Annotated in this window: 25 protein-coding genes and 1 tRNA gene; 15 read left to right on the top strand and 11 right to left on the bottom strand. The window is 64.0% G+C overall.

The window, feature by feature from the left end; genetic code table 11:
* Nucleotides 1–38: 38 nt before the first annotated feature.
* Complete coding sequence (locus tag KMZ68_RS24975; protein ID WP_215613755.1) at nt 39–821, top strand: SDR family NAD(P)-dependent oxidoreductase; 783 nt, start codon at nt 39–41, stop codon at nt 819–821.
* Nucleotides 822–940: 119 nt separating this feature from the next.
* On the opposite strand, the gene KMZ68_RS24970 is transcribed toward KMZ68_RS24975, so the two are convergent.
* Both KMZ68_RS24970 and KMZ68_RS24965 read right to left on the bottom strand, forming a co-directional pair.
* A complete protein-coding gene (locus tag KMZ68_RS24970; protein ID WP_215613754.1) occupies nt 941–1,219 on the bottom strand; it encodes a GlsB/YeaQ/YmgE family stress response membrane protein in 279 nt (92 codons plus the stop codon).
* A 46-nt stretch (nt 1,220–1,265) separates the two neighbouring features.
* Entirely contained in the window at nt 1,266–1,829 is a 564-nt protein-coding gene (locus KMZ68_RS24965; RefSeq protein WP_215613753.1) for a YidB family protein, read from the bottom strand.
* A 193-nt stretch (nt 1,830–2,022) separates the two neighbouring features.
* Here KMZ68_RS24965 and KMZ68_RS24960 point away from each other — a divergent pair, with 193 nt between their 5' ends.
* Nucleotides 2,023–2,244: a hypothetical protein gene (locus tag KMZ68_RS24960; RefSeq protein ID WP_215613752.1), complete on the top strand. Its 222-nt coding sequence runs from the start codon at nt 2,023–2,025 to the stop codon at nt 2,242–2,244.
* 22 nt (nt 2,245–2,266) lie between these two features.
* Nucleotides 2,267–2,686: a CAP domain-containing protein gene (locus KMZ68_RS24955; protein ID WP_215613751.1), complete on the top strand. Its 420-nt coding sequence runs from the start codon at nt 2,267–2,269 to the stop codon at nt 2,684–2,686.
* Between the two features lie 10 nt (nt 2,687–2,696).
* Here KMZ68_RS24955 and KMZ68_RS24950 read toward each other — a convergent pair whose 3' ends face one another.
* Together KMZ68_RS24950 and KMZ68_RS24945 are read right to left on the bottom strand one after the other, a co-directional pair.
* Entirely contained in the window at nt 2,697–3,311 is a 615-nt protein-coding gene (locus KMZ68_RS24950; RefSeq protein WP_215613750.1) for a hypothetical protein, read from the bottom strand.
* Nucleotides 3,312–3,525: 214 nt separating this feature from the next.
* The gene (locus KMZ68_RS24945) at nt 3,526–5,628 is read right to left on the bottom strand and encodes a putative bifunctional diguanylate cyclase/phosphodiesterase (RefSeq protein WP_215613749.1); all 2,103 of its coding nucleotides are present in this window, start codon (nt 5,626–5,628) and stop codon (nt 3,526–3,528) included.
* A gap of 407 nt (nt 5,629–6,035) precedes the next feature.
* On the opposite strand from KMZ68_RS24945, the gene KMZ68_RS24940 reads away from it, so the two are divergent.
* The 3 genes from KMZ68_RS24940 to KMZ68_RS24930 are packed head-to-tail and all read left to right on the top strand — an operon-like array spanning nt 6,036 to nt 8,086.
* Nucleotides 6,036–6,674 carry an RraA family protein gene (locus KMZ68_RS24940; protein ID WP_215613748.1) on the top strand — a complete coding sequence of 213 codons (639 nt, stop codon included), beginning with the start codon at nt 6,036–6,038 and terminating at the stop codon, nt 6,672–6,674.
* A 31-nt stretch (nt 6,675–6,705) separates the two neighbouring features.
* Nucleotides 6,706–7,077, top strand: a complete 372-nt coding sequence (locus KMZ68_RS24935; RefSeq protein WP_215606853.1) for a cupin domain-containing protein — start codon at nt 6,706–6,708, stop codon at nt 7,075–7,077.
* Between the two features lie 43 nt (nt 7,078–7,120).
* Entirely contained in the window at nt 7,121–8,086 is a 966-nt protein-coding gene (locus KMZ68_RS24930; protein ID WP_215613747.1) for a Bug family tripartite tricarboxylate transporter substrate binding protein, read from the top strand.
* 54 nt (nt 8,087–8,140) lie between these two features.
* On the opposite strand, the gene KMZ68_RS24925 is transcribed toward KMZ68_RS24930, so the two are convergent.
* Nucleotides 8,141–9,256: a hypothetical protein gene (locus tag KMZ68_RS24925; protein ID WP_215613746.1), complete on the bottom strand. Its 1,116-nt coding sequence runs from the start codon at nt 9,254–9,256 to the stop codon at nt 8,141–8,143.
* 18 nt (nt 9,257–9,274) lie between these two features.
* Nucleotides 9,275–9,823, bottom strand: coding sequence for a hypothetical protein (locus KMZ68_RS24920; protein ID WP_215613745.1), 549 nt, complete (start codon nt 9,821–9,823; stop codon nt 9,275–9,277).
* A gap of 351 nt (nt 9,824–10,174) precedes the next feature.
* Here KMZ68_RS24920 and KMZ68_RS24915 point away from each other — a divergent pair.
* The 4 genes from KMZ68_RS24915 to KMZ68_RS24900 all read left to right on the top strand — a co-directional run bounded on the left by KMZ68_RS24915 (nt 10,175) and on the right by KMZ68_RS24900 (nt 12,348).
* Nucleotides 10,175–10,251, top strand: a tRNA-Arg gene (locus KMZ68_RS24915).
* Nucleotides 10,252–10,286: 35 nt separating this feature from the next.
* On the top strand, nt 10,287–10,955 hold the full coding sequence (locus KMZ68_RS24910; protein WP_215613744.1) for an alpha/beta hydrolase family protein: 669 nt from the start codon (nt 10,287–10,289) through the stop codon (nt 10,953–10,955).
* 118 nt (nt 10,956–11,073) lie between these two features.
* Complete coding sequence (locus tag KMZ68_RS24905) at nt 11,074–11,418, top strand: rhodanese-like domain-containing protein (protein WP_215613743.1); 345 nt, start codon at nt 11,074–11,076, stop codon at nt 11,416–11,418.
* A 126-nt stretch (nt 11,419–11,544) separates the two neighbouring features.
* Nucleotides 11,545–12,348 carry an enoyl-CoA hydratase-related protein gene (locus KMZ68_RS24900; RefSeq protein WP_215613742.1) on the top strand — a complete coding sequence of 268 codons (804 nt, stop codon included), beginning with the start codon at nt 11,545–11,547 and terminating at the stop codon, nt 12,346–12,348.
* A gap of 19 nt (nt 12,349–12,367) precedes the next feature.
* Here the strand turns inward: KMZ68_RS24900 and KMZ68_RS24895 are convergent, their stop codons facing one another.
* Nucleotides 12,368–12,601 carry a hypothetical protein gene (locus KMZ68_RS24895; RefSeq protein ID WP_215613741.1) on the bottom strand — a complete coding sequence of 78 codons (234 nt, stop codon included), beginning with the start codon at nt 12,599–12,601 and terminating at the stop codon, nt 12,368–12,370.
* A gap of 72 nt (nt 12,602–12,673) precedes the next feature.
* Nucleotides 12,674–13,453, bottom strand: a complete 780-nt coding sequence (locus KMZ68_RS24890) for an SDR family oxidoreductase (RefSeq protein ID WP_215613740.1) — start codon at nt 13,451–13,453, stop codon at nt 12,674–12,676.
* Between the two features lie 218 nt (nt 13,454–13,671).
* Between KMZ68_RS24890 and KMZ68_RS24885 the strand changes: the two genes are divergently transcribed.
* Nucleotides 13,672–15,021: a Spy/CpxP family protein refolding chaperone gene (locus KMZ68_RS24885; protein ID WP_215613739.1), complete on the top strand. Its 1,350-nt coding sequence runs from the start codon at nt 13,672–13,674 to the stop codon at nt 15,019–15,021.
* 89 nt (nt 15,022–15,110) lie between these two features.
* Here KMZ68_RS24885 and KMZ68_RS24880 read toward each other — a convergent pair whose 3' ends face one another.
* Nucleotides 15,111–16,085 carry a 2-dehydropantoate 2-reductase gene (locus KMZ68_RS24880; RefSeq protein WP_215613738.1) on the bottom strand — a complete coding sequence of 325 codons (975 nt, stop codon included), beginning with the start codon at nt 16,083–16,085 and terminating at the stop codon, nt 15,111–15,113.
* Nucleotides 16,086–16,237: 152 nt separating this feature from the next.
* Between KMZ68_RS24880 and KMZ68_RS24875 the strand changes: the two genes are divergently transcribed.
* The 4 genes from KMZ68_RS24875 (at nt 16,238) to KMZ68_RS24860 (ending at nt 20,381) form a co-directional block, all read left to right on the top strand.
* Nucleotides 16,238–17,602 (top strand): FAD-dependent oxidoreductase, encoded by a 1,365-nt coding sequence (locus tag KMZ68_RS24875; protein WP_215613737.1) that lies wholly within the window; start codon nt 16,238–16,240, stop codon nt 17,600–17,602.
* Between the two features lie 19 nt (nt 17,603–17,621).
* Nucleotides 17,622–18,626 carry an ABC transporter substrate-binding protein gene (locus KMZ68_RS24870; RefSeq protein ID WP_215613736.1) on the top strand — a complete coding sequence of 335 codons (1,005 nt, stop codon included), beginning with the start codon at nt 17,622–17,624 and terminating at the stop codon, nt 18,624–18,626.
* A 155-nt stretch (nt 18,627–18,781) separates the two neighbouring features.
* Nucleotides 18,782–19,555 (top strand): ABC transporter ATP-binding protein, encoded by a 774-nt coding sequence (locus KMZ68_RS24865; RefSeq protein ID WP_215616464.1) that lies wholly within the window; start codon nt 18,782–18,784, stop codon nt 19,553–19,555.
* The gene (locus KMZ68_RS24860; RefSeq protein WP_215613735.1) at nt 19,548–20,381 is read left to right on the top strand and encodes an ABC transporter permease; all 834 of its coding nucleotides are present in this window, start codon (nt 19,548–19,550) and stop codon (nt 20,379–20,381) included. Before KMZ68_RS24865 ends, KMZ68_RS24860 begins: the two co-directional genes overlap by 8 nt.
* On the opposite strand, the gene KMZ68_RS24855 is transcribed toward KMZ68_RS24860, so the two are convergent.
* On the bottom strand, nt 20,344–22,749 hold the full coding sequence (locus KMZ68_RS24855) for a hypothetical protein (protein ID WP_215613734.1): 2,406 nt from the start codon (nt 22,747–22,749) through the stop codon (nt 20,344–20,346). The genes KMZ68_RS24860 and KMZ68_RS24855 overlap by 38 nt on opposite strands.
* A 335-nt stretch (nt 22,750–23,084) precedes the next feature.
* Nucleotides 23,085–24,125 carry a gentisate 1,2-dioxygenase gene (gtdA, locus tag KMZ68_RS24850; RefSeq protein ID WP_215613733.1) on the bottom strand — a complete coding sequence of 347 codons (1,041 nt, stop codon included), beginning with the start codon at nt 24,123–24,125 and terminating at the stop codon, nt 23,085–23,087.
* Nucleotides 24,126–24,178: the final 53 nt, after the last annotated feature.

The following is a 24,178-nucleotide window of genomic DNA, read 5'->3' as shown; positions in this document are numbered from 1 at the left end:
CGGCCCGGCTTGCAAAATCAAAAAAGAGGAAATCAGGGATGTCGATGGATGGTTTGTGCGCAATTGTTACCGGTTCGGCCTCCGGCCTGGGGGCGGCGACTGCGGCCATTCTGGCCAAGGGCGGTGCGCGCATCGTGGTCAACTACTCCTCCAGCCAGAAGGAAGCCGAGGCGACCGCCGATCAGTGCCGCAGCGCCGGCGGCGAAGTCGTGGTGGTGCAGGGCGACGTCTCGCGCGACGAGGACTGCAGGAAGATCGTCGCCGCCGCTGCGCCATGGGGCCGTCTCGACGCGCTGATCAACAATGCCGGCACCACCAAGCACATGCCGCACGGCAATCTCGACGGATTGTCGGCGGAGGATTTTCAGCGGCTGTTCGGCGTCAACACCATCGGCCCGTTCCAGATGGTGCGGGCAGCGCGCAGCCTGCTGGAGGACGGCGCCAGGGCCTCGGGCCGGGCGTCCGCGGTCGTCAACGTGTCGTCGGTCGCCGGCATCAGCGGCGTCGGCTCGTCGATCGCCTACGCCGCGAGCAAGGGCGCGCTCAACACCATCACCTTTTCGCTGGCGCGCGCGCTGGCGCCGCTGATCCGCGTCAACACGGTATGTCCCGGCTATATCGACACGCCCTGGTTCACCAAGGGCCGCGGTGAGGAGGGCGCCAAGCAGGTGCGCGATTCCGTGGTCGCCAGGGTGCCGCTCAAGGTCGCTTCAACCGCCGAGGATATCGCGGCGCTGGTCTGTTTCCTCGCCACGCCGGCGTCGAGCAACATGACCGGCGAACTGGTGCGGATGGATGCGGGGCTGCATCTGATAACGTGAGGTAGAATATTGTCATTCCGGGGCGATGCGCAGCATCGAACCCGGAATCTCGAGATTCCCCGATGTGCAATTGCACATCTGAGGTCTGGTGCTTCCGCACCATCCCGGAATGACGAAGTCTACCGTTTCCCCGGATCGGACATCACGCCGCTCGCCACCAGCCGGTTCCAGATGAACAGCACCACCACCGCGCCGATGGTCGCGGTGATGAATCCGGCGCCCTGGTCGAGACTGTAATGGCCGATGGCCTGGCCGACGAAGGTCGCCAGAAACGCGCCGGCGATGCCGAGCACGGTGGTCAGGATGAAGCCGCTCGGAGTGTTCGGGCCCGGCGACAGCCAGCGCGCGATAAGCCCTGCGACAAAGCCGACGATGATGATCCAGAGAATGCCGCTCATGGCTGTCGTCCTTTTCTAGAAAAAGCAGAAGGGCAAAACGCCGGCGTCAGATCCGTTCCGACAATTCGTTCTCCGTCGGCAGCCGTCCGTCCGGCGTCAATTGGTCGATCACGCCGGGCAGATACTGGCTGAGGCCGCTCAGCAGTTCGTCGCGCGACAAGCCGGTCTGCGACGCCAGCGTATTGATCTGATCGACGCCCAGGGCCTTGCCGAGATCGCCCGGCGCGATCGGCTTGTTCTCACCCCTGCCGACCCATGAATCGGCGGCTTCGCCCTGGCCGTTCTGCTGGAATTGCTTGAGCAGGTCGCCGAGCCCGCCCGAGATCACGCTGCCGGCGGCGGCGCCGCCGAGCAGGCCGCCCAGTCCGCCCTTCAGCAGATCGCCAAGACCTCCACCGCCGGGCAGGCCGGCATTGGTCGTATTGGGCGAGGGGGCCGGCGCCGGCGCAGCATTGGGCTTGCTGCCGCCGAGATGCTTGACGGCCTTGTAGGCGAGCAGGGCCAGGATCGCCATGGTGATCGGCGACATCCCGCCCTTGTCTTGTGCATTGGGATTGCTGGGGCCGCGCGGGCCGTTCTGCATGCCGTTGAGTACGTCGAGTAAACCCATGGTTCTCTCTCCTGCCGCGTGCCTGCCCGGTGTCGAACATAACGGCGCGCCATGACGGTTACAAGGCGAGGAGGCGCCGAGCTTGCCGTGCGGGGCGGTGCGGTGAAGATCGATCGCGATCCGGCCGCGAGATGGCGCTGCCTTGAAATGGCGATGATCCGGCGCGAGACTCGCCCGATCCGGGAGAAACGACATGAAACGATTTTACGTAAAATCCGCCATCGCCGCGCTGGTGGTGCTCGGCGGCCTCGCGTCTGCAGCGCCGGCCATCGCCGTGCCGCCGACCGCAACACCCTCGCCGGGATATGACGCGCGGCTGCAGGCGAGCCGCGCCGCGCGGACGGTGTCTGCGCCGGTCGTGCTCTATCCCAAACCGGCGCCGCCGCGCCGGGCGAAGCGGATCCACGCGCATTGACGGCATGCCGGTGCGTTTGCGAATGAGGCTGCTGCTCGCGCTCGGCTTCGGCCTGGGCTTCGCCGCCACGGCGGCCGCTGGCGACTATGCCAGCGAGATCAGCGCCTACCGTCGGGCCAACGGATTATCCGTGGTCAGGGCGGACGGCCGGCTCGCCGCGGTCGCGCTGAAGCAGGCGCAGGCGATGGCCGCGAGCGGCACCATCACCCACAGCGTCGGCGGCCAGTTTTCCTCGCGCGTGGCGCCGTTACGCAAATCGCGGGCCGCGGAAAATATCGGCGCCGGATTTCTGGCGTTTTCCGAAATGCTGAAGGAGTGGAAGGCTTCGCGCGGCCATCGCGAGAATCTGCTGATGCCCGGCGCGCGCCGCGTCGGCGTCGCCTCGGTCGCCAACCCCAGGTCGCCGTACCGGAAATTCTGGGCGATGGTGATTACGGATTGAGGCGATGTCGTCAGCTGCGCTTGGCCCGGTTCGGCGACGGGCTGAACAGCTTCTTGATATCGTTGAGGCCCCCGGAGAGCCGCGGCCACTCGCAGGAGAACGAGCCTTTCGCGCAATTGGGGGCTCTGGTCCGTGACCTCAGGTCGCCAGACCTCAGGTCTCCCGTTGCGGCCTGTTGCTTGGCGGGACTCTGGCGCGGCACCGGCACCTTTCCGGTTTCGGTCCTCAGCGAGGCCTGCTGCAACTGTTGCTGCTGCTTGGCGGTGAAGGCGGCGGCGGCGATGGTGCTGCGCCGCTCCTGGTCGAGATAGACGATATATTGCTCGTCGATCTTCTTCTGCTCTTCCGGCGTCGGGTTGGGTCCTGCGATGTCGAAGTGCCGGTTTTGCATGAAATCGAAATAAGTGTAGCCGCCGCCCACTTTGCGCCGGCCGGCGAATTTCGAATGGCACTCGGAGAGCTTGGCGGCCTTCTCTTCCTTGCTCGGCGATTTCTCCGCCCTGTCGGCGCAGTCCTCGAAATCGGCCGGCGCACGGCTCCACCACTGCGCCTGCGCGCGCGACGGCGCCAGCGCGACGCAGGCGGCGGCTGCGGTGATCAGCAGCACGGATGTACGTGACGGCATCACGGACGATTTTCCCAACGCACGATTTTCAAGAGAAGATTCGCTCGACACAACTTACACCAATTGTCGCCATTATCGGCCGCCTTGTCACCCCGGAACCGGGCATTTTTCCGGCGGCCCGCGCAAGCTTCGCCAGATCCTGTGACCAAAGGGACACGCGCGCCCCGCGTCTCGCTGGAATTATCGAGGATATTCAACGGCCGGGCGCTGTGCCTCAGCCGGTGCGGCCCGCCATGATTGCGGCATCGGGCTGATGGCCGATCATTCCGGCATAGTGCTTGATGGGATAGGGGCGGCCCAGCAGGTAGCCCTGGACTTCGTCGACCGTTTCGCGCGTCAGGAATTCCAGCTGAGCGGAGCTTTCGACGCCTTCCGCGATGACCGGGAGACCGAGGCCGTGCGCAAGGCTCACCACGGCGCGCACGATGGCCGCGGACTGATGATTATGCTCCAGATTGGAAATGAAGGACTGGTCGATCTTGATCTTGTCGAAGGGGAAGGCCTGCAGATAGGACAACGAGGAATAGCCGGTTCCGAAGTCGTCCATCGCGATCCTCACGCCAAGCGCCTTGAGCCGGCGAAGCACGGAAACCGCGCGCCCGAAATCCGCGATCAACACCCCTTCGGTGATCTCGAGTTCGAGCCGGCCGGCCGCGAGCCCGCTCTCCAGCAGCACGGTGTGCACGAGGGTCTGCAGGTCGCCATGCCGGAACTGCACCGGCGAGAGATTGACCGCGACCTGAAGCGGAATCGGCCATGTCGCCGCCTCGCGGCATGCCTCGCGCAGCACCCATTCGCCGATCCGGACGATCAGCCCGCTCTCCTCGGCAATCGGAATGAAAGTCATTGGCGGAATCAGGCCGCGGCTGGGATGATGCCAGCGCAGCAACGCTTCGAATCCGATGATGCCGCCGCCGATCGTGGCCTGCGGCTGATAGTACAATTCGAGTTCGCCGCGTGCGACCGCCGATTGCAGGTCCTGCTGAATGGCGTGGCGTTCCCGCAGCCGCTTGTCCATTTCGGGCTCGAAGAAGCGGATGGTGCCCCGGCCGTCTTCCTTCGATCGATAGAGTGCTGCGTCGGCATTGCAGAGCAGCGTCACGGCGGTGGTCCCGTCGCTCGGATAGACGGCAATTCCGATGCTCAGGCCGGCGCGCAGCCGCTGCCCTTCGATTTCGAATTCGGGCGACATGGCTTCGCGCAGGCGATCGGCCAAGATGGCGGCGGCTTCTGGCTGGTCGCTGCCCTGGAGAATGATCGTGAATTCATCGCCGCCGAGGCGGGCGATGAACGCGCTGCCGGCGACTTCCCTCATCCGGGTGGCGACCTGGCACAGTAGCGCATCGCCGACGGAATGGCCGAAGACGTCGTTGATTTCCTTGAATCGGTCGAGATCGATGCACAGGGCGGCAAAGCTTGCGCCGGAGGCGTCGGCGCGATCGATGGCCTCGGCAAGGTGCGCGTTGAAACTCGCCCGGTTGGGAAGGTTGGTCAGGGGATCGTGGTGAGCCAGATGCTTGATCCGGGCTTCCGCCTTGAGTTTTTCAGTGACGTCTTCGGTCATGACCAGCAGGTACTGGGCCTGCCCATCGACGCCCCGGATCGTCAGCCGCTTGCTGTTGGCGGCCCGAATGCCGTTGCGCGGTGTTTCGATCTCATGTTCTTCCAGGCTGCCGCAACCTTCGGTCTCGAGCTGATCGCGGTCGCGCGCGACCACGCCATCCGCAGTCGAGCCCGGAAAGAGGTCGTGAGCGGTCTTGCCGACGATCTCCCCGCGCGAAAGGCCGAGATATTCCTCCGCGGCGCGGTTGACGAGCACATAACGAAGATCGGCCGCGTTCTTCACGGCGATGGACACCGGGACATTTTCAATCACGACGCTCAGGAACTCACGCGTGCTGCGCACTTCGTCCTCGGCGCCCTTGCGTGCGGTAACATCGACAACGGCCACCAGCGATGCCGGCTTGCCTCTGTAGTCGAGCGATCGGCCATAGATAGCCACATCGATCAGGCCGCCATCCGCCTTGATATGCCGGGTAACCCGGCCTATCCGATAGCTATTGCCGCTCTGTGCGATTTCCCGGATCTCGCCGTGATCCTCCGGCGGCTTCAGTTCGAACAACCGCATGCTCAGGAACTGCTCGCGGCTGTAGCCGTAATGCGCGACGGCGGTGTCGTTGACGGCGAGAAAACGATAGGTTTCGTGATCCCAGATCCACATCGGAACCGGGTTGGCATCGAACAACAGCTGAAATGAATCGTCCGTGGCCGCGCCTGCGCCGGCCGCCTGGTTTGCCTTGGGCTGCTCTGCCCGCATGGGTATCTGCCTCGTTGGAAGCGCCGCAGCAAAATCCGCCGGGCAAGCTGCATCCGATCAGCGCCCGAGCGAACGATGGTTCACCGTAAAAATACAGCCTGACAATGTATTTGCGGTTAAGATCGCGTGTCGGACGGCGGGCGGAACACGCGAAAATCGAGCGTTTTATTGCTGATTTCGGTGAATTCGCGCCCGGGGCTTCGGTCCAGCACCCGGCCGGATCGAGCGACGGTTTCCTGAATATCAGGTATTGAAAAACAGGCTCGGAGCGTAGCTTGACCTCCCCACGGTACAGGCTGCAGATGTTGCGCCGGGGGCGGCATGCAAAAGCAGGCAATGCTGCAGCCGTCCCGACAAATGAGCGCGCGCATGAACGCGGGCCGAAATCATAAAGGGGAGCCGTCTGCATGAGCGTCACCACGGCCATGATGAGCGTGCCGAAGCCTGCGCCTGATCTGATCGAGGCGTTCAGGACCGCGCCGACATCTGTGATCAGCGACAACCTTGCCCGGCTGCCCGGCGCCGTTGGGCTGCGGCCGTTCCATCGCAGCGGCAGGCTGGTGGGCGTTGCGTTCACCGTGCGCACGCGGCCGGGTGACAATCTTGCCATCCACCGGGCGCTCGAACTGGTCGGGCCGGGCGACGTGATCGTGGTCGATGGCGGCGGCGACGAGACCAGGGCGCTGGTCGGCGAGATCATGAAGAACATCGCCGAGTATCGCGGCGCCGCGGGCTATGTGATCGACGGCGCCATCCGCGACGTCGCCGCCTTCGCCGCGTCCGACTTTCCATGCTTTGCCCGCGCGGTCATTCACCGCGGTCCCTACAAGAGCGGTCCGGGCGAAATCAACGTGCCGGTCTCGATCGGCGGCTCGGTGATATCGCCCGGCGACATCGTGGTCGGCGACGAGGACGGCGTGGTGTCCTTTCCCGTCTCGATCGCATCGACCTTGCTCGAGGCGGTCCGCGCCCAGATCAAGCGCGAAGAGGAAACCATCGTCTCGATCCGCGAGGGCCGGTACCAGGGCTCTTACGCAAAATCCTGATCGAAAAGCAGCCGGCATTGAGGGAAGCACGATGAGTCAGAAGGACGAGTTTCACAATCTGGACAATCCGCATGACGGCCTGTTTCGCGATCTCGCGCCGGGCCTCACCACGCGCATTTTCGCCGGCGAACAGGCCATGCTGTCGGTGGTGACGCTGGCGCCGCATTCGCAAGGGACGCTGCATCATCACCCCGAAGAGCAGTGGGGCGTGTTGCTGGACGGCTCGGCGATCCGGGTGCAAGGGGATGAGGAAATTGCGGTGAAGAAGGGCGATTTCTGGCGCACGCCGGGCAACGTGCCGCATACCATGCGCGCCGGGCCGGAGGGGGCGCGCGTGCTCGATATCTTCAGTCCGCCGCGGCCGGAATACAAAAAGGCCGGATCGGGCTTCGGCAATCAATAAAGCTGCCAAAAAACCAGAGCGCAGCAACCAACAGGGGAGAGCCATGCAGAAGATCACGCGACGTACCATGCTGGCGGCGTCGGCCGCTTTCACCGTCGCGCCGGCGCTGGCGCTGGCGCAATCATCGAAGAACATGACGCTGGTGGTGCCATTCCCGCCGGGAGGCTCCACCGACGCGCTCGCCCGGGTGCTGCAGTCCCACCTGCAAACCAGGCTCGGCCGGATCGTGCTGGTGGAGAACAAGTCCGGCGCGGCCGGCTCGCTAGGCGCCGCCCAGGTCGCCAAGAGTCCGCCGGACGGCTCGTCGTTTCTCGTGACCTTCGACTCGCACGCGGTGATTCCCGCGATTCTCGAGAAGCCGCAGGTCGACGTCGAGAAGGATCTGGTGCCGGTGTTTCTGGTCGGCACCGCCCCTTATGTGATTGCGGCGAACGCCAGCCGGCCTTTCAAGACCTTTGCCGACGTCATCGCGGCGTCGAAGGAAAAACCGGGCTCGGTCAAATATGCTTCCGTCGGCATCGGCACCCTCGGCCATCTGGCGATGACGCTGCTCGCCAAGAAGGCCGGCGTGGAGATCACCCATGTGCCTTACCGCGGCGGTGGTCCGGCCATGAATGACGTGCTCGGCGGACATGTCGATCTGATCGCGGGATCGGCGGCGCTGGTGACGGCACAGCTCGGGCCCAACCTTCGTCCCATCCTGCAGTTGGGGCGCGAGCGGCTGCCGGTGCTCAAGGACACCCAGACGGCGATCGAGGCAGGCTTCCCCGATTTCGAGACGCTGGCCTGGTGGGGCATTTTCGCTCCCAAGGGCACGCCGCCGGATGTCATCGCCAGCATGGCGAAATCGGTGAAGGAGATTCTGAGCGAGCCGGCCGTGGCGGCGCAGCTGCGCGAGACCCAGCAGATGACCCTGGTGCTGGCCGACGCCAAGGACTTCGGCACTTTCTTCGCCAAACAGGTCAGCATCTGGGGCCAGGTGGTGCGCGAGAACAATATCAAGGCGTAGCAACAAGGTTCCGTAGCAAGTCGGCCAGTTGCGCAGGAAATCTGTCCCGCAAAATCAGTTCGAGGTAGGTGACGCCGGAAGATCGCCCAGCTTAACGGTCAACCCGGCATAAAACTCGTTCTGACGAGCTAACGTTCGCGGCGTGTTGCCGTATGTGTAACGTGCTTCAAGCGAAAGCATGTCTTTGACGAGATCGTAAAGTGCGCTGATCTGAACATAATTGATGTCCCGATGCTGCGGGGCTTTCAGGGTTTCCGCCAAATAGAAGTACTTCGCGGCGAACGTAAGCGACTTCAGATATTCGTAGTCGAAACTCAGGCTCGCTGCGATCTTGGTGCCCAGCCACAGATAATCCTCTCCCGGGGTGAGAGCCTTGAAGGTTCCGTTGTCAGACACGTGATAATAGTCGGCCGCAAGGGTCGGACGAAATCCAAACCAGATCTTGTCTGCGATTTGAGTGGTTTTTCCGATCGGGCCATTGCGGAACATCGGCTGCCAATAAGATTGAAATCCGTAGACGCTCGCCTTGCCGTCAAAATCGGTCGTATAGACCATGTCGGCCTTGAAGTACTGACGCAAGAGTCCGCTATCGGCGCCGCCAAATCGCTCGATCTCAAAGCCGGCCTTCGCCGAGGTGGACCCACTATCGGACGCGGTCTTATTCTGAAACGTACGGTCGAATTCGATCCCCGTCAGAAAGGCGATTCTCGAGACGTACCCGTTCTTGATTTCATCGAGCTTTGCCTCCCTGTCCCAGACAAATCCGGTCACCACCGATCCCTTGGCCGCCCAGGTGCTTGTGCTGGTGGCATTGTCGCTCGTGTAAGAAAACAAAGCACCGGCATCGGATACCTTGCTTCCTCCGTCCAAAAAGGCGTTGGCGGGGTGGGCATCCCGGACCAGGAGAACCGGCGCCGGCCGATAGGGCTCACGCTTGGCGACCTTTGGGGGCGGAGGTTCGGCCGGCAGAATACCGGCGTCCCGCTTTATCAAATCCTGTTCGCTCTGATCGATGCAGCCGTCCTTGTTGAGGTCGTAAATCTTCAGCAAATCCTTCAGCCGCGGGCTTTCCAGGCATTTCTTGTCGGAAGCCGCGATCGATTTTCCTGCCGCGCCGAACGTGAGAGCGCTGATGCAGCTGATGCAAATGACTCGAATGAAACGGTTCATGATCTGTCCCGCGATCTATCAGAGATGTGGATTATGTTCGACGACCAAGGCAATGAAGTGGGCAACGTGCGTTGCCGGCTGCGTCTCCCAAGGCTGGATTTGCTTCTCCATCGTCCATCCCTTGCTCAGATAGAAATCGTCTAGCAGGATGGCCATGGCCCGCTTTTCGTCGTCCTGAAAGCGGTATTTCGTGAGCGGATCGGCTGCAGCTATCGTTCTTGGGTCAACACGTTTGAATTTCCCGATCACCCAGGCGACGTCTTGAGCGGCTTGCACCGGCGCGATGCCGGCCGACCTGAGGCCATGGAGGACCTCCATCTGGCTGTCGAGATTTTTGTTGGCAAGACTCTTCAGGAGATCGGAGCCGATCGACTTTCGAAGCTGCTGCGCTTGCTCGGCCGGCGTAGGATTGTCTGAAAGACGAATGCCGCGCTGGCTTAGATTCGATTGCGCAATTTCTGCAAATGCTGCGGAGTAAATCTGGCTTCGCGCACCTTCGTCGGGAGACTTGTCGGCCTGCTTGGTCGCATAGTCTGCGTAGTTCGTTCCCCATTCGATATCTGCCAAATAATCCTCCTCGACTATGCATACGAAACAAATGAATTCAGGCGAGAAAAACCGAACCCGTCCACGGCAGCGAAAAATCAGACCGCCGGGAGTTCATGCTGAGGACGATAGACGTCCGGACAGCGATGCAAATCCAACTTCAAAAAGCCAACCAGCCGAGAGCACAAGATTGCAAATCTCAACTTAAAAGTTTGATTGTGTCAACGAAAACTTAGAAGGGAACGAAGCAAACGAGCATCCTCGTGTCGGGGCACAACTCGATGCGTTGTGCGCAGGCGGTGCAAACGCTGGCGATAGCGCTTTCGTTCTGGTAAATAGCTCCCAAGTCCCCGCGCCCATTTGCGGGGCTTCGGTCCCGTAGCTCAGCCGGATAGAGCGACGGTTTCCTAAACCGTAGGTCGCATGTTCGAGTCATGCCGGGATCGCCAAATCTTTGCCGGATGCCGATCGGGTTTCACACCGGATGAACGCCGCCAGCCCGCAGCAGATCGCGGTCGGGAACGCGGGTTCGGTCTCCGCGCTGCTGATCCGTCCCGCCAACGCGCGCGCGTGTTTTGTCTTCGCCCATGGGGCGGGGGCGGGGATGACGCATTCCTTCATGGAGGCGGCAGCCCGGGGTCTCGCCGAACGTGGCGTCGCGAGCCTGCGCTATCAGTTCCCCTATATGGAAAAGGGCAGCAGGCGGCCCGACCCGCCAGCGCTCGCGCACGCTGCCGTGCGTGCCGCGGTGGCGCAAGCCGCACGATGCTGCCCCGGACTGCGCCTGATCGCGGGCGGCAAATCCTTCGGCGGCCGCATGACCTCGCAGGCGCAGGCTGCCGCGCCGCTTCAGGGCGTCGACGGACTGGCCTTTTTCGGCTTTCCGCTGCATCCGGCGGGCAAGCCGTCCGACGATCGCGCCAAACACCTCGCCGACATCGATATCCCGATGCTGTTCCTGCAGGGCACGAGCGACAAGCTCGCAGAGACCAAGCTGATCGAGCCGGTCGTCGGGAAACTCGGGCGAAGGGCCACGCTGCATCTCGTCGAAGCGGCCGATCACTCCTTCCACGTGCCGGTGCGTTCGGGCCGCAACGACCGCGAGGTCCTGAACGAAATTCTCGATGCGTTCGCGCGCTGGATCAGCCATTGATCCGCCTTCGTTACCGACATATATTAGAGAATACGAATATATTACGTGATCGCACCGCTGCGGCAGTTCGAAGCCGCCGGGAGCGGTCAGGTCTCGTGGCCAGGGAAAGGCTCGTTCGATGCTGTCTCAATTCTTGCGCAAGTTCATGGCTACCTCCAGCACTCCCGCCATTACGCATGAGGAACTCCTGCAAGCGCATCGAAGCGGGGCGTGCACGGTCGTGGATGTGCGTGAGGCGCACGAATATGCCGGCGGGCACATTCCCGGCGCGGTCAATCATCCACTTTCCCAATTCGATCCTGCTCGCGTGCCGCGCGGCGAGCGCGTCGTGCTGATCTGTCGGTCCGGGGCGCGATCCGCAGCTGCCATGAAGCGAATGATCGCTGCCGGGAGGCAGGACGCGCAGCATTATCCGGCCGGCATGGCGGGATGGCGGGCGCGCAAGGGGCCGGTAGAGAGATAAGCGGCGTGCCGCGAATTCGCGGGAGCAGTCGCATCGCCGGAACCAACGCGAAGTGATCTGGCGCTGCCGGCGATCCCGGCGTATTGCCCTCATGACGGTCGCCAACATCCAACCAAGGGAATTGCCATGCCTGCCAATCCGGTCCTGTGGGACCTCGATCAACGCGGCGTCGCCACGGTCACGCTGAACCGGCCGGAGGTCAACAACGCCTATGACGCCGGCCTGATCAACGGCGTGCTGGCGGCGATGGCCGATCTTGGCAAGCAGCCTTCGCTGCGCGTCGTGGTGCTGAAGGGCAACGGCAGGCACTTCCAGGCCGGCGCCGACCTGAAATGGATCAATGGCGTGCGGCCGAAAGCGCCTGCCGAAAACGAAGCGGTGTCGCAAGCCACGTTCGAGGCGGTGCAGCGGCTGAACCTTCTGCCGATCCCGACCGTGGCGCTGGTGCAGGGCGGCTGCTTCGGCGGCGGCACCGGGGTGATCTCCGCCTGCGACGTGGTGATCGCCGCCGACAATGCTGTCTTCTCGATCACCGAGGTGCGCTGGGGGCTGACGGCCGCCATCATCATCCCGCAACTGTGCGATGCCATCGGCGTCCGCCAGGTCCGCCGCTATGCGCTGACCGGCGAGCGCTTCGGCGCCGACGACGCGCGCCGCATCGGTCTCGTGCATGAGGTGGTGCCGCTCGACGATCTGGAAGCCGCGGGCGCGAAAGTCGTCGACCAGTTGCTGGCCAACGGCCCCGAAGCGATGGCCGAGACCAAGGCGCTCGCCATGGAAAGCTCGTTCGGCGGCATGGCCGTGGACGACGAGGCCTATACGCGGCTGGTCCGGATGCATTCGGCGCGGCGCCGGACCGCGGAGGCTTCCGAAGGCCTTGCCTCGTTCGCCGAAAAGCGCGCGGGCAATTGGGCCGGCCTCAAGAAATAAGCCGTGCGAGCCGGCGCGCTCAGCATCCCCGGCAGATGCCGCGCAGGCTCTTGTAAACCGCATCGTCTTCCCGCCGCATCTGCTCCAGCGTTTCCATGGTCCTGGTGCTGGCGGCAGGCGCGGGCTTGCGCTTCGCCGCGAGCTCTTTTTCCTGGCGTTGATAACACGCCTCGCGTTCGGGCTTGGCCTGGATGAACCGGCATTGCTCCACCGCCGCCAGGGCGGGAGCCGCGCCGAAGATCAGGCCGAGCATGACGGATAGAATCAGGTTCAAGGCCGTCGGTCCTTCCAGCCGGTTTCTCGATCCAGCAGCAGATATCAGTTATCAGCCCGCCGGGGCGCCATAGATTCTGTCGCGCAGCCGGCGCATTCCGGTCAGCCAGCGCTCGGCGCTGGCGGCCTTGCGCTGCATGTATTCATGCACCTGCGGGTGGGTCAGGATCAGGAAGCGCTCAGCCTCCATCGCCTCGATCACCATGCGCGCCACCTCGCTCGGCTGCAGCACGCCGTCGACCCGCGCCGCGCTCGGCCCCGGCGTCGTCATGCCGGTCTGCACCGATTGCGGGCACAGCACGGAAACCCGGATGCCGCGGTCGCCATATTGAATGGCGAGATGCTCGGCCAGCGCCACCGCGGCATGTTTGGTCACGCCGTAGGGCATGGAGTTCAGCGACGCCAGCAGCCCCGCTGCGGAAGCGGTATTGAGCAGATAGCCGGAGCCGCGCGCCAGCATGCCCGGCACCAGCGCGCGCGCCGCGAACACGTGGCTCATGACATGCACCCGCCAGCTGACCTCCCAGTCGGCGTCGTCGGCGCTCTCCTGTCCCTTGCGCGACAGGCCGGCATTGGAAAAGAACACGTCGACCGGGCCATACTTGTCCTCGGCCGCGGCGATCAGCGCCCTGATGTCTTGCTCCTCGCCGACATCGCAGGTCACGGCGAGGCCGTCGATCTCGCCCGCGACCTTGGCGAGCCGGTCGCGCGAACTCTTGAGATCGGCGACCGCGACGCCGCGCGCGCCGGCCGCCGCCCAGGCGCGGGCCACCGCCTCGCCGATGCCGCTGGCGGCTCCGGTGACGACACAGACTCTTCCCTTGACGTGCATGCGGGCGCTTTCCGGTTTGCCTTGATGATGTGGCGATATCTTCGCTTCGTTCGAGCGGGCAGGCAACCTCGCCCGTCATGCCCGGGCAGAAGGGCGTCTTAAGCCCTTTGTCCCGGCCTGCCGATTGCCCGAATTTCGCAGCCGCCCCGGGGGAACCATATCGTCAAGCCTGCGTTTTCGAATAGCCCGCAAATTCGCGGCGCGCCGGGGACCGTGCCATGTCGAGATTCAACATCAGGCTTGCCGCCATCGTTCTCGTGACCGTGCTGTCGGCTGCCGGATATGCCGCGGCGAAAGGCGGTGGCGGTCATGGCGGCGGTCACGGTCATGGCCATGGTGGCGGTCATGGCCACGGCGGCGCGCATTTCCGTAGTGGCGGCCATGGCGGCGGGCATTTCGGCCGCGCGCATTTCGGCGGCGGACGCCACATCAGCGGCCATCGCGCCGTCGCGGCGCAAAATTTCAGATCCGGCGCGCCGGGCTCCCGTGCGTTTGCCCGCTCGATGCGCCACACGGCGGCGCTGCACAGCCCCGGCATGCGCACCCGGATCGCCGCCGGCGCGGCGCTGGCGGGATGGCACTACGGCCGCAGCGGCAGCGGATGGTGGCGGCACGGTAACGGCGGATACGGATGGGTCGGACCGCTGTTCTGGCCGTTCGCCTATTTCGACATCTATGACTATGCGATCTGGGGCAACGGCGTCGGCGCGCCGTTCTGGGGCTACGGTTACGGCGACATCTATGCCGGCTTGTTTGCGCCCTACGGCTACGACGACCTCGCATTCTATCTGCCGCCACGCGCTTCGCCCGGCGGCCCCGGCGCCGCCATGGACCGGCTGGCCCAGATGTGCGGCGACGACAGCCGCGATATTGCCGGCCTCCCGATCGATCTGATCCAGCAGGCGATCGAGCCGACCGAGACGCAACGCGCCGCGCTCGACGATCTCGCCAGCGTTTCGGTCACGGCCGCGCGGAACATCAAGGCAGCCTGCCCGGACAAGATTGCGTTGACCGCGCCAAGCCGGCTGGCATCGATGCAGCAGCGGATCGAGGCGATGATCGCGGCGGTGGCCATGGTGCGGCCGGCGCTGGATAAATTCTACGGCCTGCTCAACGACGAGCAGAAGGCGCGGCTCAACGCGCTCGGCGAGGACCAGCAGCGGCAAGCCACCGCGAGAAGGAGCAACCGGTCGCTGGTCTGGAGCTGCGACGCCGCGCAGCCTGCCGCGCCGCAATGGCCGGCCGAGGAGATCGATGCGAGGCTGCGCCCGACCGACGCGCAACGTGCGCGCCTCGTCGCGCTGCAGGACGCCGGCGCCAGGGCGGCGGAGACGCTCAAGACCTCGTGCCCGGCCGGGGACACGGTCACGCCGCCGGCGCGCCTTGCGGCTGCCGGCCAACGGCTCGATACCATGCTGCAGGCGATCAAGCAGGTGCGGTCGGCGCTTGACGATTTCTGGGGAACGCTGAGCGACGAGCAGAAGGCGCAATTCGAGGCGATCGGCCCGCGGCGCACGGCGGATCAGGCCGACACCAGGCGGCGGCATTCCCGCAAGTACGGATTTTGACCGGCCATAGCGTCTTCGAGCGAAGTGGGTACCGGTTCGCGTCAGGAAAACGCGTCAAAAAGTCTGTTGGCAGCTTCCGAACGTGACGCTCAGCCCCGATAAAGCCCCTTGTCGCGCGCCTGGCGGATCGCGAGCGCCGCCATCAGGTCGAGCATCGGCGTCGGCAGATCAGCGGCGCGGGCGAACGCCGCCGGCGCACGCACCAGCACGTCGATCTCCATGGCGCGGCCGAGTTCGTAATCCTGCAGGATCGACGGCTTGTGGTCGGGCGCCGGCCCGCTTCGCGTCAGCCGCTTGACGCCGGGAAAGCAGCTTTGCGCGACGGCGTTGGCTTCTTCGAGCAGGCGCGGAATGACCTCCTGCAGCGCCGGGTCGTCCCGCACGCCCCGCGCGGTCAGTCCGGTCAAGAGGCACAGCACCGACATCGACATGTTGGTCAGGAGCTTGGTCCAGATCGTCTCCCGGATCCGCACCACCGGCGCCGAGGTAATCGAAGCGCCTTCGAGCGCGGCGCGGAGGTGAGCGATGCGCTCGCTGCTGCGGTCGTCGCATTCGCCGATCAGGAGCATGTTGCGCTCGGGCGAGAGATTGGCCACCACGCCGGGCGTGATCACCTCGTTCGACGAGAAGATCACCCCGCCGATGATCCGCTCTCTTGCGACCGCCGACCGCAATTGGGCTCCGGGATCGAGAAAACCGAGATCGGGCGGCGGCGGATGATCGGCCGACAGTCCGATGTCGTACCACCAGGGAATGCCGTTCTGGGCGAACACCACGGCGGTGTCGTCGCGCAGCAGCGGCTTGAGGCCGGTCGCGAGCGCACCGATGCCGGTCGCCTTCAGCGTCGAGATCACGACATCCTGCGGCCCCAGCGCGGCGGGATCGTCGGAGGCGTTCACTCCTGCCTTGAATTCGGCGTCGCCGACCCGCAACGTCAGGCCGTTGGCCTTCACCGCCCCAAGATGCGACCCGCGCATCACGCAGGATACGTCGTGCCCTGCCAGCGCCAGCCGCACCGCAAAATGGCTGCCGACGGCGCCCGCGCCGAAAATGCAGATACGCATGGGGGAGGGTGTTCCTGCTGGAGGGGTCGAAGAGGTCGCAGGCAGTTTCCACAAGCTGGCTCCGCAGTGCAACCGGTGATGCGGGCCTTGACGAGATGGCTAAAATTCCGCACCCGGAGCATGATACTCACGGATCATCCGGAAACTCCGCCTTGCCCTCCAAATCCATCACCGAACCCGCCCGTCAAATTCCGCTATACGGCGAATATGAAGTCGCCGTGCTCGGCGGCGGGCCCGCGGGCATCGCGGCCGCCGTCGCTGCGGCGCGCGCGGGGCGGCGCACGCTGTTGATCGAGCGCTATGGCTTTCTCGGCGGCATGGGGACGGCGGCGGGCGTGACCAATTTCTGCGGGCTGCACGCCAATGTTTTCGGCGAGATGCACCGGGTGGTGCAGGGCGTCGCCTCCGAACTGCTGACGCGAATCGACCGGCTCGGCGGGCTCAATGCGCCGCATCTGATCCTCGGCAAGATCCTGGCGCAGGCCTACGACACCGCGGCCTACAAGATCGCGGCCGACGATCTGCTCGCCGCCCACAAGGTCGACATTCTCTTTCACGCACTCGGTGCCGGCGTTGTCATGCCGGACGACAAGCGCATCAATGCGTTGATGGTGGAAACGAAAGCCGGGCGTCAGGCGATCGTTGCGGACATCTTCATCGACTGTTCCGGCGACGGAGATCTCGCCGCCTGGGCCGGTGCCGCGTTCGAGGTCGGCGACAACGCCGGCAGCATGCTCTATCCCTCGATGATGTTCCGCCTCAACGGCATCGACCCCGAAAAAGCCGGCGACGCCTGGCGGACGATTCCGGCGCTGATGGAAGCGGCCGAAGCCGCCGGCACGCATCGTTTTCCGCGCAAGGCCGCGATCGTGCGGCCGCAGCGGTCACAAATCGAATGGCGGGTGAATTTCACCCAGCTTTCGCGCGACGACGGCAGCGCGATCAGCGGGCTCGAACCCGACGACCTCACCCGCGGCGAGATCGACGGCCGCCGCCAGGCGATCCAGGCATTCGAGTTCCTGCGCACGGTGCCGGGGTTCGAGAAATCCTACATCGTCGACCTGCCGCCACAGCTCGGCATCCGCGAAACCCGCCGCGTGGTCGGCGGCTACATGCTGTCGGGCGAGGATGTGCTCGGTTGCGCCTCGTTCGGCGACAGTATCGGCGTCAACGGCTGGCCGATGGAATCCCATGTCGCCGGCGACGTGGTGTTCAGGTTTCCGCCGATCCCGGAATCGCGCGGCTTCAACGAATTGCCCTATCGCATGCTGGTTCCCGCCGGCATCGACAATCTCCTGATCGCCGGGCGCTGCGCCTCGATGACCCATGACGGCCAGTCGGCGGCGCGGGTCTCCGGCGCCTGCTTTGCGATGGGCGAGGCCGCGGGGTCCGCCGCGGCGCTGGCGCTGTCAGGCAACACGATTCCGCGCGACATTGCGGTGGAAAAGCTGCAACAACAACTGAAGCAACAGGGCGCGTTTATCGGGCAGGACCAGCGCGTGCCCGAAGGGCTATAATAAAGACGGAGGAAACCGGATGATAAGGTTGGCGTGGCTCGCATTGGCGGGCCTAGTGGCTTTGGCGGCGGGCGGGATCGCGCGGGCGGACGAGCCCTTGAAGGCGAAGATCGGCGTGTTGCGGCTGTCGTCGTCGGCGCCGGTGTTCATCGCGCAGGACAAGGGCTACTTCAAAGAGGCCGGGCTAGATATCGAGCTGAAGTTCTTCGACGCCGCGCAGCCGATCGCGGTCGCGACTACCTCGGGCGATGTCGATTTCGGCATCACCGCGTTCACCGCTGGTCTCTACAACCTCGCCGGCAAGGGCACGCTGAAAGTGATCGGCGGCATGAGCCGCGAGAGGGCCGGCTATCCCCTGATCGGCTATTTCGCCAGCAACAACGCCTATGCGAGCGGCCTGAAGACGCCGAAGGATCTCGCCGGCAAACGCATCGCGGTGACCCAGACCGGGTCGAGCTTTCACTATTCGCTCGGCCTGCTCGCCGACAAATACGGCTTCAAGCTTGCGGATGTGAAGGTGCTGCCGCTGCAGTCGCTGTCGAATGCCGCCGCCGCCCTGAAAGGCGAGACCGTCGACGCCGCGCTGCTGCCGGTCTCGACCGCGCGCAAGCTGATCGACGACGGCGGCGCGAAACTGCTGGGCTGGGTCGGCGACGAGACGCCGTGGCAGCTCGGCGCCGTGTTTGCGTCGACCAAGACCGCGGCCAACAAGCCGCTGGTCACCAAACTCCTCGCTGCGCTGGCTCGCGCCGACCGCGAATATCACGACGTGATCCTGGCCTCGATCAAGGACGGCAAGGCTTCGATCAACGACAAGACCAGGCCGCTGCTGGAGATCATCGCCAAATACACCAATTTGCCGGTCGAGCAGGTGGTCGGCAACTGCGCCTATATCGATCCCGACGGCAAGCTCGACGTCAGGAATGTCGCCAACCAGATCGAATGGCTACAGGAACAGGGTTTCGTCGACAAGGGATTTGGCGTCGACGCGATTATTGCCAGGGAATATGTGAAGGCGGATTGATGGGAGAACCTTCAACAGTCGTCCGCTTCTTCTCCCTCATCCTGAGGAGGCCGCAGCGCGGCCGTCTCGAAGGATGATGGGCCCGGCTGGTGGCCGTCATCCTTCGAGACGCGCTTCGCGCTCCTCAGGATGAGGATTTGGGAGTGAGTATCCGAATGCACCTGATCGCCGACCATATCAGCCATCGCTTCGGCGCGCTCGAGGTGCTCGACGACGTGTCGTTCACGGTACGCTCGGGCGAGGTGGTGGCGATCGTCGGTCCGTCCGGCTGCGGCAAGAGCACGCTGCTGTCGATCCTCGGCGGGTTGCTGCAGCCGAGCGCGGGCGTAGCGGAATGGCGCGGCGCGCCGCCGCCGGACAGCCGCAATCCGCTGACCTTCGTGTTCCAGGATTTCGCGCTGCTGCCGTGGTGCACGGTGGCTGAGAATGTCGAATTCCCGTTGCTGCATACCGCCCTGACCCCGAGCGATCGCCGCGCTGTTGTCGACGACGCCCTGCACCGCACCGGCCTGTCGGACTTTCGCGGCACCTATCCGAAGCAATTGTCCGGCGGCATGCGCCAGCGCGTCGGCATCGCCCGGGCGCTGGCGGTGAGACCCGCGATCCTGTTGATGGACGAGCCGCTGTCGGCGCTGGATTCGCAGACCCGCGAATTGCTGATGGAGGATTTCGTCGGACTGCTCGCCGACGGCGCGATGGGCGCGGTCTATGTCACGCACAATCTCGAGGAGGCGGTGCGGATCGCCGACCGTATCGTGGTGCTGTCGCGGCGGCCCGGCCGCATCCGCGAGGTCGTCAGCATCCCGATGACGCGCGGCGAGCGCGGCGAGATCCATGCCCGCGAACGGCTGCTGGCGCTGCAGAGCGAGCTGTGGTCGAAGATTCGCGAACAGGCGATCGACGCCGAGCGCGAGGTGCAGCATGCTTGAGCGCGCGCCGCCGAAAGATCCGCCGCAAACCGGTCTCGATACCGAGTCGCGGCCGGTCGGGTTTCGCGGCGCCGGCTTTGCGCCGAAGGCAGGCCGCACCTCCGGCTGGATCGCGCTCGCGCTGGTACTGGCGCTTTGGCAGCTGGCCGGCAGCGCCGGATGGATCAATCCGCTGTTCCTGCCGCCGCCGTCGGCGATTGCGCTGGCGATCTGGAAGCTCGCGATCTCGGGCGCGCTTTGGCAGCATGTCTCGGTGTCGGTGATGCGGATCGGTTCCGGCTGGATCCTCGGCACCGCCGCCGGCGTCCTGGTCGGCTTCGCGATCGGGCTTTCCAGCGTCGCGCGCGGCGTCGGCATCACCTTTATCTCGGCGCTGTTCCCGATTCCGAAGATCGCGCTGCTGCCGCTGCTGATCCTGTGGCTCGGCATCGGTGAAGAGCCGAAGGTCGCGACCATCGCGCTCGGGGTATTCTTTTCCACCGCGATCTCGGTCTATAGCGGCGTCGATGCGGTGCCGCGCAACCTGATCCGGATGGCGCAGAGCTTCAACGTGCCGTTCGCTTCCATCGTGCGGCGGGTGATCTGGCCCGGCGCGCTGCCGTCGATCCTCGCCGGCTTCCGCATTTCGGCTTCGGTGGCGCTACTGCTGGTGGTCAGCGCCGAAATGATCGGCGCCCAGTTCGGCATCGGCGCCTTCGTGCTGCAGGCCGGCAACCTGATGCAGACCGATCAACTGCTGGCCGGCGTCGTCATCCTGTCGCTGTTCGGGCTCGCGGTGGGGAAGCTGATCAACCTCCTGGAGACGCGGCTGTTGCACTGGCGCTAGCTGGCGCACCAATTCCAGCCCCTTGAGCGGCCTCGCCGCGGACACGCCCATGCGGTTCGCTCCGGCTGCTCCGGACGAGCAGGACTGCGCAGACGACATAGAAGCAGGTGCCCAGCGCATATGTCATTCCGATGCCGAATTCTATCGACAAGGCCATGCCCAGCACCGACGCAAACATCGAGGTAATCCCGTTGGCACTCCAGAAGAACGGAAGAAGCTCCGCGTGACGACGCCAGATGCTTAGCCCGAGCGGGAACATCATCCCCATGCAGAACGCCGGCGGCGCGAGGAGCAGTACGGACAACAAGATGCGCATGTCGGTAGCTTCCGATCGCGCCCATGTGGTGAATAGCGGAGTCAATAGCCCCGCCAGCACGAGCGTTGTCACGAGGCCGACAACCCTGGTGACGACCGCGCTCGATCGAAGGGCATGGGCACCGACCGTGGCGCTGCCGATCCCGCTGAAGAGAAGGATCGTGAACAGTACCACGCCCAGTCCGTAGACGGGATGTCCAAGGAAGACCATCAGCCGCTGCATCTGCGATATCTCAATCAGCATGAAGCCCATGCCGATCGCGCAGAAATACGCCACGGGTGGCGTCAGCGTCGACAGCGGCATCCGCTTTGCGAGGCGGACAAACGGAATGGCGATGTAGTACCCGCAGGCGCAAAGCGCGATCAGGAGCAGCAGCAGGGTCATGCTGATCGCCGCGCTGTTATTGGTGCGAGCCGATGAGAGCACGTCGGCAAGATTTCCGAAGCTCGTCGTATAGAAGAAGAACGGATTGTCGTCCGTTGAAGGAATGATGTTTTCCGGCAGTGACGCGAAGAATGCCGCGTCGGCCTTGCCGGACAGCAGCGTCGATGTGACGGTGTCGAAATTGACATCCGGCCCCAGGAGTATCTTGAAGTCCTGGGCCAGAAGCCTTGTGCGCGCAGCTTGCCACTGGGCCTTGGTGAAGGCGTCAGGACGGGTAATCACCGTTACGATGTTGTCGACGTTCAGTGCGATAACATGGTTTGCCAGTGCGGCTGCGGGCACACCCTGACGCTGGAGCGCACTCGCCGCGATCGCCACGAGGCGATAAAACTCACCGCGGTGATGGTCCGGCTCGTACCAGCGCGATACTGACAATAGCCCGCCAGGCTTCAGCGCGCGGTAGAAGTCATCCCATGCCTCCACGGTATAGAGACGGTTTTCCGTGAGCGTCAGTCCGCCGGCAGCCGTTGCGGCCCAGGTGTCGATCAGCGAAATCTGGACAAGGTCGTATCGATCGGGCGAATGGTTGATGTAGCTGCGGGCTTCGGCATTGACCAACGATACGCCGGGCTGGCGATCGAGATGGCCGGAGAAATCGGCAAACTTGTCAGTGAGGACTTCGAAGATCGCGGGGTTGATCTCAATTCCACGTATGTGCTTGGCGCCGAAGAAGAGCCCGGAAAGAATGTCACGACCGCCGCCCACGCCCACCACAGCGACGTCGTCAGGCGACTGCACCAGGTAGGCGGCATTGACGACGTCATCCTTCAAGTAGGATAGCTTGCCGAGATCGCCGTCGTGCCGGGTGATGACCGTGGCCGCATCGGCGTCGATATCGAGGTGGTACTGGTCTATCTTCGTCTCCGGCGTGTGGGCGAGGCCCCAGCCGAACGGAGTGCTCTCGCCAAGCGCCGTCACCCTCACGCGTGAGTAGGTATTCCAGCGCTCGAACAGCGTTCCCATCTGCTGAGAGCCCTTCGCCCAGAAGACGCCCAGATGGTCTTTGCCGGAAACGGCCAGACTGGTGTGCACAGTGGCGGCGGCAGCCAGCGTAAGTGCGACGGCGCCGCTCAGGCGCAGGCTGCGGATGTCGCCGCTGTCCCGCACCACTATCCAGCCCGCGCCAGCGGCAAAGGCTCCGATCCATAGTGTGGCGCTCACAGGATCGACGATGAGCAATACGAAGATGACTCCGAGGCATCCGAGCGCCGCCCCTGAAAGGTCGGCCGCATAAAGCCATCCGCCGCCGTATGGCAGGCGAGTCAACAAAAGCGTTATGCAGACACCGCTTTCGGTAAAAGGCATCACGAAGGCGAACGTCGCGACCGCGAGGGCCGCAGGTACGTATCCCCCGGGGATCACGAGCGGCACGCACAGGAAGGCGATCATTGCGCCGACGCCGGAAATTGCAAACCATGAGGCGTGGCGGGCGAATTCCACTCCCACCCGTTCGGGAGCATAGCGGGCAGGTTTGTTGTAGACCTCCATCGCCCCGCGCGTAAGTCCAAGCATGGCGAGTGAAATGGCAGCAAATGCAAAATGGTAATACAGCATGACGCTGAAGAAACGAGTTACCAGTATCTGGTAGGACAGGGTGGCGGAGGCCAATATAAAAATTGCGAAATAGTGGCGGCTCGAGATTTTGGAGAATGCTTGCAAAACGCCGCCCTCAATCAGGTCTTGACGTCCCCCGCGGATGCCGAATGAACCTTCCTTACAACCCGTTGGTCACCGCAACGGGCATGAACGCGCGATCAAGCGAGATCCTCATGGTTTCCCCCAAATGAATTATTTCTTGTCATGCCCGGACAAAAAGCGCGAAGCGCGTCTTCGCGCTGGATGTCCTAAGCATCCACGTTCTTTATGACGGTTACAAGTAATAGTTGGATGGCCGGGTCATCTAGCGCGAAGACGCGCTTTGCGCTTTGATCCGGCCATGACGGTTACGCGTTGCCGCGGTCCTCGCGGAACAAATCCAGCTTCTGCTGCACTGGGCGATCCGAGAAACTGAACAGCACGGAATCGACGTCGGCCTCGTGGGTGACCCACTGCCAGCTCGGCACCACGAACAAATCGCGCGGGCCCCATTCGAAGGTCTGCTCGCCGATCCGGGAGCGGCCCTTGCCCTCGATCGCCGCGAACACGGTGGCGTCGGTCGAGCGATAGCGCGCCGTCTTGAATCCCTTCGGCAACAGCTGGATGAAGGTGCCGATGGTCGGCATCGCGAAATCGCCGGTCTCGGGATTGGAGAATTTCAGCTTCAGCCCGTGGCAGGCGTCCCACTCATTGCGCGCCTTGGCCTGTTCCAGCGCCTCGCGCGTATGGGCGTAGGGATAGTTGAAGATCGGCGAGGTCTTGGATTTGCGCTTCTCGTCGACCGGCAGCAGGTTATGGCCGTAGCGGCCGAAGCTGTCGTTCGGGGGACGGGTGATCTTCTGCTGGTCTTCCTTGGAGTCTTCCGCAAAGGACGCGTCGAAGAACTGCACCATCGGGATGTCGAGCCCGTCGAGCCAGAACATCGGATCGCTGGTCTCGTTGGAATGATCGTGCCAGGTCATCGCCGGGGTGATGACGAAATCGCCCGGCTCCATCGCAGTGCGCTCGCCGTCGACCGAAGTATAGGCGCCGTGGCCTTCGAGCACGAAACGCAGCGCTGACTGGCTGTGCCGGTGCGACGGCGCGATGTCGCCCGGGATCACCATCTGGACGCCGGCAAACAACGAGGTCGTGACTTTCGACTGCCCGCGCAGCCCCGGATTTTCCAGCACCAGCACCCGCCGCGTGGCTTCCTTGGCGGTGATCAACTTGCCGGCTTCGGTCATGTAGTCGCGGATGGCGTCGAATTTCCACAGATGCGGCCGGCAGGCGCTCTTCGGCTCCGGCGTGATCAGGTCGCCCATCACGTTCCACAACGCCGAGAGATTTTCGCCGTCGATCTTCTTGTAGAACGCCTCGCGTTCCGGCGTCTTCAGCACGGGCTCCATGACCAGCCTCCCTTGAGGGTTATCGTTGGCTTCAATGATTGACAGTATACTTA

The sequence above is a fragment of the Bradyrhizobium sediminis genome, from assembly GCF_018736105.1.
Taxonomy (GTDB): Bacteria; Pseudomonadota; Alphaproteobacteria; order Rhizobiales; family Xanthobacteraceae; genus Bradyrhizobium.
This window is presented reverse-complemented; position numbering and strand designations above follow the sequence as displayed.

What these genes read in the sequence shown, in the direction of transcription:
- KMZ68_RS24975 (WP_215613755.1), top strand. Translation starts at nt 39, where the DNA reads ATGTCGATGGATGGTTTGTGCGCAATTGTTACCGGTTCGGCCTCCGGC.
- KMZ68_RS24970 (WP_215613754.1), bottom strand. Translation starts at nt 1,219, where the DNA reads ATGAGCGGCATTCTCTGGATCATCATCGTCGGCTTTGTCGCAGGGCTT.
- KMZ68_RS24965 (WP_215613753.1), bottom strand. Translation starts at nt 1,829, where the DNA reads ATGGGTTTACTCGACGTACTCAACGGCATGCAGAACGGCCCGCGCGGC.
- KMZ68_RS24960 (WP_215613752.1), top strand. Translation starts at nt 2,023, where the DNA reads ATGAAACGATTTTACGTAAAATCCGCCATCGCCGCGCTGGTGGTGCTC.
- KMZ68_RS24955 (WP_215613751.1), top strand. Translation starts at nt 2,267, where the DNA reads ATGAGGCTGCTGCTCGCGCTCGGCTTCGGCCTGGGCTTCGCCGCCACG.
- KMZ68_RS24950 (WP_215613750.1), bottom strand. Translation starts at nt 3,311, where the DNA reads ATGCCGTCACGTACATCCGTGCTGCTGATCACCGCAGCCGCCGCCTGC.
- KMZ68_RS24945 (WP_215613749.1), bottom strand. Translation starts at nt 5,628, where the DNA reads ATGCGGGCAGAGCAGCCCAAGGCAAACCAGGCGGCCGGCGCAGGCGCG.
- KMZ68_RS24940 (WP_215613748.1), top strand. Translation starts at nt 6,036, where the DNA reads ATGAGCGTCACCACGGCCATGATGAGCGTGCCGAAGCCTGCGCCTGAT.
- KMZ68_RS24935 (WP_215606853.1), top strand. Translation starts at nt 6,706, where the DNA reads ATGAGTCAGAAGGACGAGTTTCACAATCTGGACAATCCGCATGACGGC.
- KMZ68_RS24930 (WP_215613747.1), top strand. Translation starts at nt 7,121, where the DNA reads ATGCAGAAGATCACGCGACGTACCATGCTGGCGGCGTCGGCCGCTTTC.
- KMZ68_RS24925 (WP_215613746.1), bottom strand. Translation starts at nt 9,256, where the DNA reads ATGAACCGTTTCATTCGAGTCATTTGCATCAGCTGCATCAGCGCTCTC.
- KMZ68_RS24910 (WP_215613744.1), top strand. Translation starts at nt 10,287, where the DNA reads ATGAACGCCGCCAGCCCGCAGCAGATCGCGGTCGGGAACGCGGGTTCG.
- KMZ68_RS24905 (WP_215613743.1), top strand. Translation starts at nt 11,074, where the DNA reads ATGCTGTCTCAATTCTTGCGCAAGTTCATGGCTACCTCCAGCACTCCC.
- KMZ68_RS24900 (WP_215613742.1), top strand. Translation starts at nt 11,545, where the DNA reads ATGCCTGCCAATCCGGTCCTGTGGGACCTCGATCAACGCGGCGTCGCC.
- KMZ68_RS24895 (WP_215613741.1), bottom strand. Translation starts at nt 12,601, where the DNA reads ATGCTCGGCCTGATCTTCGGCGCGGCTCCCGCCCTGGCGGCGGTGGAG.
- KMZ68_RS24890 (WP_215613740.1), bottom strand. Translation starts at nt 13,453, where the DNA reads ATGCACGTCAAGGGAAGAGTCTGTGTCGTCACCGGAGCCGCCAGCGGC.
- KMZ68_RS24885 (WP_215613739.1), top strand. Translation starts at nt 13,672, where the DNA reads ATGTCGAGATTCAACATCAGGCTTGCCGCCATCGTTCTCGTGACCGTG.
- KMZ68_RS24880 (WP_215613738.1), bottom strand. Translation starts at nt 16,085, where the DNA reads ATGCGTATCTGCATTTTCGGCGCGGGCGCCGTCGGCAGCCATTTTGCG.
- KMZ68_RS24870 (WP_215613736.1), top strand. Translation starts at nt 17,622, where the DNA reads ATGATAAGGTTGGCGTGGCTCGCATTGGCGGGCCTAGTGGCTTTGGCG.
- KMZ68_RS24865 (WP_215616464.1), top strand. Translation starts at nt 18,782, where the DNA reads ATGCACCTGATCGCCGACCATATCAGCCATCGCTTCGGCGCGCTCGAG.
- KMZ68_RS24860 (WP_215613735.1), top strand. Translation starts at nt 19,548, where the DNA reads ATGCTTGAGCGCGCGCCGCCGAAAGATCCGCCGCAAACCGGTCTCGAT.
- gtdA (WP_215613733.1), bottom strand. Translation starts at nt 24,125, where the DNA reads ATGGAGCCCGTGCTGAAGACGCCGGAACGCGAGGCGTTCTACAAGAAG.